This window comes from Dictyobacter kobayashii, from assembly GCF_003967555.1.
Classification (GTDB): Bacteria; Chloroflexota; Ktedonobacteria; order Ktedonobacterales; family Ktedonobacteraceae; genus Dictyobacter; species Dictyobacter kobayashii.
The window spans coordinates 4,312,742-4,327,120 of the sequence record NZ_BIFS01000001.1 but is presented as its reverse complement, the minus strand read 5'-3'; the positions used below and the strand labels follow the sequence as shown (position 1 = coordinate 4,327,120).

Here is a 14,379-nt window from a genome sequence, read left to right as displayed (position 1 = left end):
TTTCTCACCCTATTGTACACTATTCCGTCTGCCCGACTTCGAGCGCCTCCCGCCCAGGGCTTTTTCATGTTCATCCAGCGATCTCAGGGAGATCACGAGCAAGCAATACGATGGATCTTCTTTCAGGAATGTGGAGTGTGTGGTGGGTTGGCCGCGGCCAACCCACCACACACTCCACATTCCCAACCCGGCGCCGCAGGCGCTAGCATTGAAAGCCTATCTGGTTGAAAAAGCACAACCTGGCAACAAGCAAGGGCCAGGGTATCTCGTTGCCCCGGGCCCTTGCTCTTTCACATCGCACAGATTAGAATCTAGAGGAAGATGGCCAGCAAGATGGATACAGCCAGCACTACGCCAAAGACCAGGTGCAGCATGGATGTTTTCTTGATACCCACAATAAAGGTCTTGCGTTCAGTCGCCTGGAGCACAGAGCGCACATTAGTGTAGGCCAGCGGGAAGGTTAACCAGACAAGCAAACAGGGCCAGGGAAGCAGGCGGCTAATTACAAAGATGGTTGTGGCCAGATAGCTACCAAATAATAATGCCGCATGAAAACGTTGCCCAAATTTCAGTCCAAAGCGCACCGGCAGCGTTCCTTTATTGACCGCCAGATCATCCTGATAATCTCGCACATTATTCATATTCAAGATAGAGGTCACTAGAAAACCAATCGGGATGCTGGCCGCCAGTGCGCTCCATGACCAGTGATGAATCTGAACATAATATGAGCCCCAGGTCATCAACACACCCATGGCCAGAAAGACCATCACATCGCCCAGTCCACGACTGGAAAATTTGAAAGGCTTGGCGCTGTAAAAGTAGGCAATCAAAATACCAGCCAGCCCGAAAAGGATAATCTCAGGTCCAACAGCAAAGATCAAGGCCACACCAAGCAGGGCCGCCACCACAAAACAAAAGATACCACCACCCAGGACCTGTCCTGCCGTCATCTCTTGTTTGAAGATCACAGTCATGGCTCCCAGCGAGCCAGCATGATCTAATCCATAGCGATAGTCAAAGTATTCATTAAAGTAATTTGTGCCTATCTGCAGAAATAGACAGGAAAAAAATGTGGCCAGAAATGTCCAGATATGAAAGGTTCCTTCATAACCAGCCAGAGCCGTCCCTACCAGCACCGGGCTTACCGCCGCAGTCAATGTAAAAGGACGACTCGTCTTAACCCAGGTTTTCAAGGCAACGGGCTGCGCAGTCCGCTGGGAGATAGATCGAGCGTCTCTCATGGTTTTTTTCTCTCGCATAGGTGTTTATGATTCCATTAAAATAACGTCATTAGTATACCTCACAAATGGTAAAACGTTCAGCCAGAAATGTCAAAATTTATTCACCCAGCCAGACATATCCAGCAGATACCCATCATTTCCCTGAACGATATCTTGTCTTTATGAGCTAAAGTACCTGGCTGTTCCGTTTAACAAACAGGCACCTTGTATGAAAACGCAATTATTGCCATATCTAAAAGCAACTCATCTCCAGGAGAGGAAGAAGAAACACATGGAAAACATGCCTGCGGCAAAAAAGTGGTCCGATATTAAAGGTCTGACAGCAGTAACCATGGATCTCGGCAAAAAAATGGGCGTCGTTGATGATTTCTACTTTGATCCACAAAGTCATAGCGTCCTGGGCTTTGATATCAAAACCGGTCTCTTCGGCCATCGTGCCCTACTACTGCAATCGATACAAGGGATTGGAGAAGATGCCCTGACCTTTACGCAAGAAGATGCTTTGATTAAAGAGCAGGATAACCCTGCCTTAAGTGCAGCCTTTAAGGGAAGAGATGTGCTGAGCTATCATGTTTTGAGCGAAGGGGGAACGGTGGTTGGGAACGTGGGGAATGCGCTCTTCCACATTGAACTACCTCAAGCAATTACTATCGCTGGCTATGAGTTGGCCGGAGGGCTACGCCAGATGATTAGCAGACATTATCCTGCCTTTACTAACCAGCAGATTATCCGTTATGGTCAGGATGTGCTAGTCATTCCGGACGCAGTGGCCGTAGAACTTATGAAGTAAATCTGGTTGGCTATCTTTATGCGCATATGTGCGTAAAGATAGCGCGTCTACCCGCCATCCATATTTCCCTCCTCTATATAGCAGGCTACGCTACCCTCTCTGCTATAGCAGCGCGCTTCATTTTATATCAATATCAATCTATACGCGATAATTCATCAATAACACAGCAAATTAAACATGTAACATTTTTTCGATTACCCGTTTCTTAAAGATCAATCATCCTATATCAAGTACATCATCGCGATGTAACCACATGATCTCTATTGAACCGATAGAAAGGGTTATATATTCATGAACGAAGCAAAAGACACAACACAGAATGTACAGGAACAATACTTTCGTATCACTGATGAAGTGCCGGAAGAAGTGTGGTACTGGGCTGCCCTGGCCTCTATTGTTGCCTCTGCAATCTTGTTTGTCTCTAACAAACGCGATTGGAGCATCTTTGTAGGACAATGGCCTCCCACATTTTTGCTCTTTGGTGTCTTTCATAAGATACTCAGACCCCATACCCACTAATTACAGTTGCTCGGCAAGAGCACTTACACCTATAAGAAAAGAGAGTCCAACTCTGTTGATTGGACTCTCTTTTCTGCTTCTACCTCACGAGGCAGCATCTATGATGGATGAACCATCTCGTTCTTCTTACGCTCCTGCGTTTGCCTGGCCTGTTCGCTACGGCGCAGACCGGGAATGGGATATGGCAATTTGAAGACAGAGAAGAGGTAGTAGAGCGACGGTAGCAGAATAACCAGGCCACACACGATACCAATCAAGAGTACCTTGATGACCGTTGGCTCATTGGCCGAATTGGCAATGGTGTAGAAGGGAGGAATAATGTATGGATATTGCGAGAGTCCCCATGATCCCAGTAGAAATGCGGTCTCAGCAATAATCAATATACGTGCGATTCGATATGAGCGGCGAAAGAGCGTAATGGCGGTAGCCAGACCGATCAGCATGGTGGCGACGACAACTGGAATAGCTCGTGTAAGCATACCCTGCCAGATAGTTGGAGCCTCTGAGATTGAGAGCAGCAATCCAAGCGCACCTAACACCGCGGTAATTGCTCCCATAATCAAGGCTTTCATGCGATACGATTCGGTCAGGGCCTCATCATTTTCTGTATCGCGTGCCTCAACCACCAGGTAGATGGCCGCCAGGGTCGCGCAGAGCGCAACCGCCATCACACCAATCACCAGGGCAAACGGCGAGAAATAGGCTGCCAGGTAATTAGCCTGTGGCACACCGTTGGAGGAAATGAGCTTGCCACTGGCTACAGCCGCCGCTGAAAGGCCCAGGAAGAAAGGGGTAATCACACTGGTCGCACTAAAGACACGACTCCAGATACGCGCAAAGAGTCCACTTTCATCAAGCGCATAATAGCGATACACAAAGGCGGACCCACGCAGTACAATGCCAATCAGCACGATAGTAAATGGAAAGAACAGCGCGATAGAAAGAGCATAGAAGGCAGATGGGAACACATTAAACAGACCCACAATCAAGAAGATCAACCAGACGTGGTTGGCTTCCCATACAGGTCCCAATGCATGATTGATTAATTGATGCTGCTTTTTAGCCGACTGACCAACGGCGAATAGATCCCAGAAGCCTGCCCCAAAGTCTGCTCCGCCTAAAACAGCATACACAATCAAGGCCCACCAGAGCACCACCAGAGCAACTAAAGCGACATCCATTTAGACACCAACCTTTTCTATCTCAGGCTCCTTCACATCATAGCCTTCTTCAGAAAGGGTGACCTGTGGCAACGGGCGACGAGCTACTTTCAGCAGCAACCAGATCAGTGCAACAGCTAAAAGGACGTAAATGAGCGAAAAGACCAGAAAGCTGACATTCAGTAAAGGCGCGGTTGTTACAGCATCCTTCGTACGCAGGTACCCATAAATGGTCCACGGTTGGCGTCCGAGTTCGGTTACCATCCAGCCCAGCTCAACCGCCAGGAAGGAGAGAGGGCCAGCCAGGATGACGCCCCATAACAGCCATCGATTGCTCGGCAAGGTGCGCTTCTTCAAAAGAAACAGGCCCCAGAAAACTAGCGCGACCAGGAGCGCAAACATGCCGCTACCAACCATACCATCAAATGAGGTATGGACGAGGGTGGAGTTTGGCCAGTCCTCGCGTGGAAATTGATCCAGGCCTTTGACAACTGTATTTGGATTATAGTCAGCCAGCACACTCAAGGCATCAGGAATCTCTAAAGCATATTTGACCTGGCCAGTACTGGGATCAGCCAGACCACCAATAGAGATCGGGGCACCACTCTGAGTTCTAAAGACACCCTCCATGGCAGCGAACTTAACCGGTTGATAGACGTAGAGGAAGCGGGCATTGAAATCACCACTGATAAGTTGCAATGGGGTTGCCACTAAGGCCAGAATCATAGCCAGCATCAAACCCTTGCGATAATATTCATCGCGCTTACCACGTAGATAAGCGAACGCATATACGGCGGCCATGCCAAATCCAGTGGCCACATAACTGGCCAGGATCATATGAACTGTTTCAAAAGGCGTGCTGGGATTAAAAATGGCCTGATAGGGATTAATATCCACAACTTTACCATTTTTGATCACAAAACCTGCCGGTGTATTCATCCAGGAGTTGGCGCTCACAATAAACCAGGCCGAGGCCATACCACTGATCCAAATTGGAAAAGAACAGAGCCAGTGTGCCCTGGCCGAGAGTCGATCCCAGCCATAAAGATAGAGACCAAGGAAGATAGCTTCCGTAAAAAAGGCAAAACCCTCCAGTAAAAAGGGCAATCCTACCACCGCCCCGGCAAAGCGTGTATAGGTGGGCCAGAGCAAACCCAGCTCAAATGAAAGGATGGTGCCGGAGACCGCGCCAATCGCAAACAGGATCGCGGCAGCCCTGGCCCAACGACGTGTCAACATCATCCAGACAGGATTTTTTGTACGCAGTGCTAACCCCTCCGAAATACAAAGCATGAGAGGTACACCAACGCCAAGTACAGAAAAAATGATGTGGAAGGCCAGCGAGGTACCCATCTGGGCACGTGCTGCAAGTAAATCAGGCATCATGGGGGTTATCCTCGATATTAAACACGTTGTCTCACTATTGAACAACTTCTAAATTCCATCTTCACACCTTATGATACTGATATTCTAGTAGCTTCGTTTCATAACAACAAAGTCAGCAACAAGAATAATGGAACATAAAATTTTTTTGATGCCTCTGCTTGAAAGTTGAAAAATCTTGCTGGATTAATTATAGAAGGACCTGTAGATCTGGCCAGCCATAAGCGAACTCTTGCAGATCTGCACCACCAATTTGAACCGGTTTTGCGGTCACATACTGAGCACCCAGGCGTTGATAAAATTGAGTCGCTGGATTACCTGCCAGCACCCAGACGAGCATATTAGTAAACCCTGACTGGATGAGGCTCTGAGCCAGGGTACGTACCAGCACACGACCAGTGCCATGGCCATGCTGGCTGGCCAGAATATAAATGGCATAGAGCTCACTCTGATAGAAAGGATCATTTTCACGCTCAGGGCCACCGTTAATGAAACCCACAATCTGCCCTGCCTCATCCACAGCAACAAAAGTCAAATTCTGACTACCAGGAGTACCCAGTATCTGATTCCACATCCTTTGGCGGGGCTCATACGTCAGATTATCCAGATAGGCATCTGGTATCAAGCCGCGATAGGTTGTACGCCAGGTATCCACATGGACGCGGGCGATGCCCTCAACATCCTGTAGAGTGGCTGCCCTGACTGTTATCGTCATGATAGGTTTCCTTCCATCATATATACCAGCATAAACACCGCTGAGACGTGGTGGTAAAGCCAGCGGCGTTTCCCGATTGCTTTTAATAACATGCATGCTATAATCTTGGCAGAAATAAGAAAGGTTCCGGTGTAGCATGCCGAATACAACCACAGCAGCAGCTAAAATTTTTCAGCGTCTGAAGGGACTACAAGCACAGATGCAGCCCGGGGAGGAGCCCATTCTGGCTCTACCTGCCATCTGGGATGGCGGACAGAGTAGCCATAGTACGGCATGCGATGTGATCGTGACCAATCAACGTGTTATAGGCTATTATTATCGCGGTTTTCCACGCGAGCGCATCTTTATGGATGCACTTAATCTGGCAGATCTACGTACAGTAACGTGGCGTGAGAAAAACTATGAACCGGTTTTCCGCGAGATCCTGGTGAGCGATGGTCACCGCAATGTGTATATTCGGACGCCACGCCAGAAAAGTGAATTCCTCTATGAGGCCTTGCGCCTGGCAACTACACCTGGCACGCAATCAGCGACCACGCCAGCAACTGAAACAACAGCCGAGGCGGATGCACCAGCCACAGAACAAATCCAGGACACAGCAGAGCAGACGGGACCGGTTTATAACCGTGAGCAGGTACGCCGATCCTTTGAGAAATCTTCACTGGCAGTGGTATTGCTCCTGGTTGGCGGTGTCCTCATTGAGATTATCAGCCTGTTGCTTTTATTTACCCTTCATAGCGCCAGTATCAGTGGACCGCTCTTCGTGGCGGGTTTTGTGGCTGTCGCCGCCAGTTTCCTGGCTCGCCAACAAGCTAAATAGCATATTCCAAATATATAGAATATTTCTAAATATAAGGAGGCCGTGGAATATTATGCTTCCCACGGCCCTGTCACGCTACTGATTTTTCTGCGCAAAATCTTCGATCTGAGCGATCTCTTGCTCACTTAAACGAAAATCACCGGCACCAATGATCTCATCCACCTGTCCGGGATGGCGGCCACCCACAATCGCGGCCGTGACAGCGGGATGGCGCAGGGTCCAGGCAATCGCTACCTCGCCAGCAGAGCGACCATGTCCATGTCCAATCGTCTGCAGTAACTTTGCCAGCGCGAGATTACGATAGAGACGCGGCTCCTGATAATCTGCGCTACGCTTGCGCCAGTCGGTATCCGGCAGGTTTTGTACACGCTGCACGTTCCACTTACCGGTTAGCAGGCCCGAGGCCATTGGCGAATACACGATCACGCCGATATTGTGTTGCAAGCAAAAATCCAACACATCCTTTTCGATATCGCGCCGCAGCAACGAATAAGGAGGCTGTAATGAGCTCACCGGCGCAATCTTGTAGGCGCGCTCCAATTGATTGACATTGAAATTGGAGACACCAATATGGCGTACCTTACCCTCGGCCTTTAGCTCCGCCAGCGTAGTCCAACCTTCTTCAATATCCTCATCAGGGTTAGGCCAATGAATCTGATAGAGATCGATCACATCAACCTGCAGACGACGCAGGCTCTCCTCGACCTCCTCACGAATAGACGCAGCCTTCAGGCTACCCTGGATCTTCCCATCCCCGGTAGGGCGGCGCGAACACTTGGTAAAAATAAATGGGCGCTCACTACGACCTTTCAAGGCACGAGCCACAATCTCCTCCGCATGGCCAAACCCATAGACAGCGGCGGTATCGATCCAATTAATGCCAAGCTCAAGAGCCCGATGGATGGTAGCAACCGATTCATTGTCGTCCTGTGGACCCCACGCGGCGGGCCAGCCTTCGCCACCCAGGGCAAACGTACCCAGACCCAGCGTCGTAATCTCCATATCAGTATTGCCAAAATGTCTTGTCTGCATATTTCCTCCATCAACAAACTACTTATTTCCATCTTTCCGTATCCACCTTATCTTATCGCATTCAATGCATAAGCCGCAAACACCCTCCCAGCAACCGCAGAGCTTCCTCTTGCTGATACCAGAACACAGACACATCACCATCAAACGCACGAACGGACCCCCCTCTCATTCTTTGTTTATGTGGTGGGAAGTGTGCGGCCGCCGCCGCACACTTCCCACCACATAAACCCCAACCGCCGCCGCAGGCGGCAATAGCAATAAAAGAAGCGACGCCATACTGTCGCGCTGGTCAACACCTGCAAAAATCTGCTATATATATAAGAAGATAACTAAAGAGTGCACTACAGACGCTTCTTATCTACCAGCAAAGGAAAAGCCGTCGAATAACATTGGGGATCTGTTAGCCAGTTATATTGACACTCTATTTTTTTGACAGGTACAATAAGATAGCTCGGGGAACAATGTAGTTTCTCTTATATCCTACGTCCACCACAACAGAAGACGAGGCGATATACAATGAAGATGTTTGTTTGCATAAAACAGGTACCTGATCCAAATACTAATGTAAGTAAACTTGATCCTAATACGAAACGACTTGTACGCAGTGGCGTTTCACTTGTCTTAGATCCTGGCGATGAAAGCACAATTTCTGCAGCGATCAAACTACGCGACAAGGTTGGCAACAGCGAACTGGTAGCACTCTGTATGGGTCCAGCCAGCGCGCAAGAAGCTATGCGCAGAGCCCTGGCCATGGGAGCGGATCGCGCGATCCTGATTACCGATCCCGCACTGGCTGGCTCGGATGCAGTCGGTACCGCCCGTGTACTGGCCGCAGCCCTCAAAAAAGAAGGCGCTGACCTGGTTTTCTGCTCCACTGAGAGCACAGATGGTTATACCGGTATGGTGCCCGGTGGCATCGCAGAATTCCTGGGTATCCCACAATTGACCTTCGCCCGCGAAGTAAATATCGAAGGCCAGAAAGCTGTCATCAAACGCGTCATCCCCAAAGGTTATCAAACCGTCGAAAGCTCTCTGCCCGCGGTGATTACTATCGCCAGTGGCTCCTTCGAGGCTATTTATCCAACCATGAAGGGTATTATGGGAGCAAAAAAGAAGCCGTACACCCAGATGAGTCTGGCTGACCTGGGCCTGGAAGCCTCGCAGGTTGGTGAGGCTGGAGCACGTGAGCAAGTGCTGACCATTGGCACCGCCGAGGCGCGCGCCGCTGGTCAAATCATCAAAGACGATGGCAACGCCGCTCAGCAGATTGCAGAGTTTCTACAGCGTTACCAGTTACTCTAGGAGGTAGATTATGGCAAATACTATTTGGGTTCTGGTAGAGCTGGAGGGTGGCGCCCCGGTACGCTCATCATTGGAAGTACTGGGCAAAGCCGCTAAACTTGGTCGCGCTGAAGCTGTCGTTCTGGGCAGTGCAGCCGCCGCGGTGGCTCCCACACTGGGCGAGTATGGCGCCGAAAAGGTCTATGTCCATTCCGATGCGGTTTATGATAACTATCTGACCCTGCCAGCGGTAGAGACGGTCAGCCAGCTCCTCCAACAGTATCAACCTACACTGATCTTGCTACCAACAACCTATGATCTGCGCGATATCGCCGCCCGCTTAAGCGTGCGTAGCGGTATGGGCCTGATCACCGATGCCACAGACCTGGCACTCGGGATGATGGAGTAAAGGTAACCGTACCCTGGGGTGGTGAGACCGTGGTGACAGCCACACTTACGCAGCAGCGGCCCGGCATTGTCCTGACACGACCAAAGGCATTTGGAGTTGAGCAATATAGCGGACGTAGCGCTGAGATTGAAACCATCAACGCAACTGTGAGCGCGGCAGCTCAGACTATCAAGGTCCTCGAGACCGTAGAGGTCAAGAGCGAGGGGCCGGCACTCGAAGATGCAAATGTAGTCGTCAGCGGCGGCCGTGGCCTGGGCAAAGCCGAGAACTTCCATTATGTTGAAGAACTGGCAGCAGTCCTGGATGGTGCCCCCGGAGCGACACGCGCCATTGTTGATGCTGGCTGGTTGCCCTATAGTTATCAGGTAGGACAAACCGGAAAAACCGTGAAGCCGACGCTCTATGTGGCGGCAGGCATTAGCGGAGCGATTCAACACCTGGCAGGTATGAAGGGGTCAAAATATATTGTCGCGATCAACAAAGATGAGCATGCACCCATCTTTGCGGTCGCCGACCTGGGTGTGATCGGCGATGCCGTATCCATCCTGCCCCAGCTCACCAACGAAATCAAACGCCGGAAAGCCTGAGGCGCTAAGCGAAACAACAGTTATACCATGGATGGTCTGATCACGGCATCCATGGTATCTCCTGTTTCTTTCGTTTAACGTATCCATAGATACGCATCCTCAAACAGGGCACATAGTTGGTAAAAACGGCCATAAAGGCCGCACCTACGATGCCCCAACCAACGGAGGTTCACATATGACTCCCCCTGCAATTTCGCCAACCGGGGATGGCTCGGTACCACGCTCTTTGTCTTACTTTTTGTGGCAGCCCTGGTTCTCTTCGGAATACGGGCAGGTAAATTGATTACCCTGCTGCAAAAAGCTCGTCCCGAGAACCGTACCGATCATATGAATGATCGGGTCGGTGCTTTCTTTAAGGTTGTGCTGGGACAAAGCGGTGTACTACGCGATCCAATTCCGGGTATAGCACACTTCTTTACATTCTGGGGCTTTATCCTGATCCAGTTTGGCCTCTTGAATTTAATTCTGGGCTCATTCAATGGCTCCTTACCTTTCCTAGGCGATAATCGCATCTTTGCGATCGTTCTGGATGTATTTGTCGTGCTCGTGATGTTTGCCTTGATCGTCTTTGCTATTCGCCGTGGCATTGTACGCCCCAAGCAGCTCAACAGTTCTCTCCATGGTCCATGGGATGGTTTTATTATTCTAGGCCTGATCCTTCTGGTCATTCTGACACTGGCGCTGGTTGAGAGCTTTGAGTACGCGGCCAGTAACGGCGCGGCCTGGACCCCCATCGGGGCATTCCTTTATCCTTTGCTTGGTCACGCCAGCCAGGGCACCAATGTCATAGCATATCGCACCTTCTGGTGGCTACATATGCTTACCGTGCTTGGCTTCCTGATCTATCTACCGCGCTCCAAACACCTGCATCTGATGGCGACGCCGTTCAATGTTTTCTTCCGCAGCTACAGGCCCAAGGGCGAACTGCCTTTAATTGAGAACCTGGAGGATCGTGAAGATTACGGTGTCTCAAAAGTGGAGCAGTTTACCTGGAAGCAGCTGCTCGATGGCTATGCCTGTACCGAGTGTGGACGCTGTAACACCGTATGTCCGGCCTTAAATACAGGCAAACCTCTCTACCCCAAAGAGATTATTCTGGGTGTTAAAGAGGCACTCTTCGTACGCAGTGGCGAGATCCTCGGCCAGGACTCAATCTATAACAGACTGGGAGTTGCTGGCATCTCGGCTGATAAAACGCCGGAAGAAAAAGAAGATCATCATGAGCCGCTGGTCGGAGGCATTATCTCCAAGGAGGCGCTCTGGTCCTGTACCACCTGCATGGCCTGCATGGAAATCTGTCCCGTCTCCATCGAGCATGTGCCGAAGATTGTAGATATGCGCCGCTCGTTAGTGATGGAAGAGAGCGATTTCCCCCAGGAAGTTACCTCGCTATTCAATAATATCGAGCGCAACGGCAATCCCTGGGAGATCAGCAACGACAAACGTGCTGAGTGGGCCGCCGACCTGGATATTCCTCTGCTGGGAGAAAATCCTGAGGCCGAGGTACTCTACTGGGTAGGCTGTATGGGATCATTTGATCGCCGTAACCAGCAGGTAGCAACCTCGGTGGCCAAGGTCTTAAAAGCTGCCAACGTTGACTTTGCGATCCTGGGACCAGAAGAGTCCTGTACCGGCGATCCCGCGCGCCGTATCGGTAATGAGTATCTCTGGCAGATGCAGGCCATGCAGAACATTGAGACCCTCAATGGCTATGGCTTTAATACGAAAGCTACCAGCAATGGCGATGGCGATAAGGAACAGACAGAGGCCGCGACAGCAGTGGCGACCGCAACGGCGCTCACGAACAAACATCGCACGATCATTACTGCCTGCCCGCACTGCTTCAATACCATTAAAAATGAATATCCGCAACTGGGCGGCAATTATGAGGTCGTCCACCATACGGTTTTCATTGACTCACTGATGGCCGAAGAGAAATTGAAGCTGCTGGAAGGCTTTGATAAGCGCAAGCTGACCTATCACGATCCCTGTTATGTCGGACGCTACAATGACACCTACGACGAGCCACGGCGCGTCCTGACGGTCTTGAATAGCAACGGCGTGACAGAGATGCAGCGTAACCGCAATAAGAGCTTCTGCTGCGGTGGTGGTGGCGGTCGCGTCTGGATGGAGGAGAAGGTGGGCAAGCGCGTCAATCAGACACGTGTCAACGAAGCATTGGAAACCAATGCGGAAGTGCTGGCCGCTGGCTGTCCTTTCTGTATTACCATGTTTGAAGATGGTGTCAAAGGGGTTGAGGCCGAAGAGAAAATGAAGGTTGAGGATATCTCTGAGATTATTGCTCGTGCGATCGAGACAAAATAGCAGGGTTATCAGTAAAACAGATGCCGGGTGCTGTCGCGCCCGGCATCTGTTTATTATGTGTTACAGACTGCCTGAGCACAAATTTCCATTTTACATATATGGTGCAGCAGGCGTGCCTGGCACGCCTGCTGCACCATATATGTAAAATGGCTCGGGCGCGCATGCGCACGCCCGAGCCATTTTATCTTTTCTCAACCATTGGAACGTATTATAACTATCCTGTACTTTACAATCTCTGGTTTCGATGTACACTGAAAGCAATATTTTTAACATCGCGGGTGATGAATAGAGCAAATAAAATAAAGGGTGATGAAAGATGAATGGTGTTGCCGGTTTTGAAATAATCATTATTTTTGCATTGATTCTGGCCAATAGTTTTTTTGCAGCCTCTGAAATCGCTATTGTCTCTGCGCGTCGCAGTCGGTTACAGCAACAGGCTGATGCTGGCAAGAAAAGCGCCAAACAGGCTCTACTGTTGTCAGAAAACCCTGATCGCTTTATGGCTACCGTGCAGATTGGTATGACGTTGATCAGTACGCTGGCCTCTGTGTTTGGTGGCGCCAGCGTTAGCGCCCCTCTCTCACAATGGATTGCCACTTTTCCAACCCTGAGGCCCTATGCCGATACCATAGCACTTGGCATCGTGGTCGTGTTTATCACCTATTTTTCGTTGGTGCTGGGTGAACTGGCTCCCAAACGGCTGGCCCTGCAATCGGCTGAAAAAATTGCCCTGGCAGTCTCTCCTTTCATGGATCGCTTATCCAAATTTGCTGGTCCCATTGTTGCCTTGCTCACCATTTCTACTAATTTGATTCTACGCGTGCTTGGGCAGTATAAGAGAACAAAAGAGATCATTACTGAAGAAGATATCGTCTATCTGGCACGCGAAGGCACGGTTAGTGGAACGGTAGAATCCGAGGAGGAAGAGTTCATCAATCGCGTTTTTCGCTTTACCGATCGCACGGTAAGCAGTGTGATGATGCCACGGACAGAGATCGTAGCGATCGAGGTCCACACCCCTTTCTCTGAAGTCATCGAAAAATTTATGAGCTCGGGTTATACGCGCCTACCAGTGTACGAGAATGAGTTAGATAATGTAGTAGGCGTCCTCTATGCTAAAGATCTGCTACGTTCACGAGCCGACAATAAGCAAGATGAAGAGGTGAATATACGCGCCCTGGCCCGTCCAGCCTTTTTTATCTCTGAGTTCCAGCATGTAGATGATCTACTAACAACCTTCAGGCGTAAAGGCATTCATCTCGCCCTGGTCATCGATGAGTACAGCCAGGTTACCGGCCTGGTTACGCTGGAAGATGTGCTGGAAGAATTAGTGGGAGAAATTCAGGATGAGTATGACCAGCCCGAGGATAATGCCATGCTACAGCGCGAGGATGGTAGCTGGCTGGTAGATGCGATGACCGACCACGAAGTGGTACGCAAGAAGATCGGGATGCCGCTGAAGGAGGATGAAGAGCATCGCAATTACCATACCCTGGCGGGTCTCCTGCTAACCCATATGGGACGCATTCCCAAGAGTGGCGATAAGGTGACGATAGATAACTTTGTGTTTGAAGTGGTAGATATGGATGGCCGCCGCATCGATAAGGTTTTGATTCGTCCTCTTTGATAAAGGTTGCTCAGGGGGCATCATCAATGGCGTCCTCGGGCCAGGGAAACACAGCAAAGTGGAATCCCTCTTGTGCCTGAACCTGGTAGAGCTTATCAAACCCCTCCTTATAAAGAGGAGGGGTCATTTTTTTGAGAATAGAGTAGATACCAATATCAGGTACACGCGCTTTGCCTGTGCGTTGAGCATTCCATTGTAAACTGCGCTTCACCTGCAACTCAAAAAAATAACCTAACACCCGGGCCTGATATTGATGACCAAGGGCAATCAGTTCAGCCCTATCCTCTACAGTGGGATTGGTATTATCAATGACGACAGAATGGCCGGCCCGCAGTGACTCTTCTACCAGTTGGAGCTGCCTGCGCGCTGGACGCCGATTATTGCGCAACAGATCCTTACTCACATAATCATGGGTAGCAGCAAAGTGGGTACGGAAAAACGTACTTTTGCCAGAGGCCTGCAGACCGATAAAAATACACATATCCATAAT

Annotated in this window: 14 protein-coding genes; 8 read left to right on the top strand and 6 right to left on the bottom strand. The window is 50.1% G+C overall.

The features are described from left to right. Positions 1 to 311 precede the first annotated feature (311 nt). On the bottom strand, positions 312 to 1,241 hold the full coding sequence (gene menA / locus EL645_RS18980; protein ID WP_161977486.1) for a 1,4-dihydroxy-2-naphthoate octaprenyltransferase: 930 nt from the start codon (positions 1,239 to 1,241) through the stop codon (positions 312 to 314). Between the two features lie 271 nt (positions 1,242 to 1,512). Between menA and EL645_RS18975 the strand changes: the two genes are divergently transcribed. After that, entirely contained in the window at positions 1,513 to 2,031 is a 519-nt protein-coding gene (locus EL645_RS18975) for a PRC-barrel domain-containing protein (protein WP_161977485.1), read from the top strand. Between the two features lie 291 nt (positions 2,032 to 2,322). Next, positions 2,323 to 2,550 carry a hypothetical protein gene (locus EL645_RS18970; protein WP_126551954.1) on the top strand — a complete coding sequence of 76 codons (228 nt, stop codon included), beginning with the start codon at positions 2,323 to 2,325 and terminating at the stop codon, positions 2,548 to 2,550. A gap of 98 nt (positions 2,551 to 2,648) precedes the next feature. Here the strand turns inward: EL645_RS18970 and EL645_RS18965 are convergent, their stop codons facing one another. The 3 genes from EL645_RS18965 to EL645_RS18955 all read right to left on the bottom strand — a co-directional run bounded on the left by EL645_RS18965 (position 2,649) and on the right by EL645_RS18955 (position 5,808). Further along, positions 2,649 to 3,731, bottom strand: coding sequence for a cytochrome d ubiquinol oxidase subunit II (locus EL645_RS18965; protein WP_126551953.1), 1,083 nt, complete (start codon positions 3,729 to 3,731; stop codon positions 2,649 to 2,651). Next, the gene (locus tag EL645_RS18960) at positions 3,732 to 5,096 is read right to left on the bottom strand and encodes a cytochrome ubiquinol oxidase subunit I (RefSeq protein ID WP_246035407.1); all 1,365 of its coding nucleotides are present in this window, start codon (positions 5,094 to 5,096) and stop codon (positions 3,732 to 3,734) included. Positions 5,097 to 5,283: 187 nt separating this feature from the next. Next, entirely contained in the window at positions 5,284 to 5,808 is a 525-nt protein-coding gene (locus EL645_RS18955; protein ID WP_126551952.1) for a GNAT family N-acetyltransferase, read from the bottom strand. Between the two features lie 136 nt (positions 5,809 to 5,944). Here EL645_RS18955 and EL645_RS18950 point away from each other — a divergent pair, with 136 nt between their 5' ends. After that, complete coding sequence (locus tag EL645_RS18950; RefSeq protein WP_126551951.1) at positions 5,945 to 6,628, top strand: hypothetical protein; 684 nt, start codon at positions 5,945 to 5,947, stop codon at positions 6,626 to 6,628. Between the two features lie 75 nt (positions 6,629 to 6,703). On the opposite strand, the gene EL645_RS18945 is transcribed toward EL645_RS18950, so the two are convergent. Further along, positions 6,704 to 7,660 carry an aldo/keto reductase gene (locus EL645_RS18945; protein WP_126551950.1) on the bottom strand — a complete coding sequence of 319 codons (957 nt, stop codon included), beginning with the start codon at positions 7,658 to 7,660 and terminating at the stop codon, positions 6,704 to 6,706. 516 nt (positions 7,661 to 8,176) lie between these two features. On the opposite strand from EL645_RS18945, the gene EL645_RS18940 reads away from it, so the two are divergent. The 5 genes from EL645_RS18940 to EL645_RS18925 all read left to right on the top strand — a co-directional run bounded on the left by EL645_RS18940 (position 8,177) and on the right by EL645_RS18925 (position 13,889). Then, on the top strand, positions 8,177 to 8,962 hold the full coding sequence (locus EL645_RS18940) for an electron transfer flavoprotein subunit beta/FixA family protein (RefSeq protein WP_126551949.1): 786 nt from the start codon (positions 8,177 to 8,179) through the stop codon (positions 8,960 to 8,962). A 10-nt stretch (positions 8,963 to 8,972) separates the two neighbouring features. Then, a complete protein-coding gene (locus EL645_RS41140) occupies positions 8,973 to 9,350 on the top strand; it encodes a hypothetical protein (protein ID WP_218031917.1) in 378 nt (125 codons plus the stop codon). Between the two features lie 32 nt (positions 9,351 to 9,382). Next, positions 9,383 to 9,937, top strand: coding sequence for an electron transfer flavoprotein subunit alpha/FixB family protein (locus EL645_RS41135; protein WP_218031916.1), 555 nt, complete (start codon positions 9,383 to 9,385; stop codon positions 9,935 to 9,937). 279 nt (positions 9,938 to 10,216) lie between these two features. Further along, positions 10,217 to 12,262: a (Fe-S)-binding protein gene (locus EL645_RS18930; protein ID WP_136625242.1), complete on the top strand. Its 2,046-nt coding sequence runs from the start codon at positions 10,217 to 10,219 to the stop codon at positions 12,260 to 12,262. 316 nt (positions 12,263 to 12,578) lie between these two features. Further along, positions 12,579 to 13,889 carry a hemolysin family protein gene (locus EL645_RS18925; protein WP_126551947.1) on the top strand — a complete coding sequence of 437 codons (1,311 nt, stop codon included), beginning with the start codon at positions 12,579 to 12,581 and terminating at the stop codon, positions 13,887 to 13,889. A 10-nt stretch (positions 13,890 to 13,899) separates the two neighbouring features. Here EL645_RS18925 and EL645_RS18920 read toward each other — a convergent pair whose 3' ends face one another. Further along, positions 13,900 to 14,376: an ATP-binding protein gene (locus EL645_RS18920; protein WP_126551946.1), complete on the bottom strand. Its 477-nt coding sequence runs from the start codon at positions 14,374 to 14,376 to the stop codon at positions 13,900 to 13,902. Between the last annotated feature and the right edge of the window lie 3 nt (positions 14,377 to 14,379).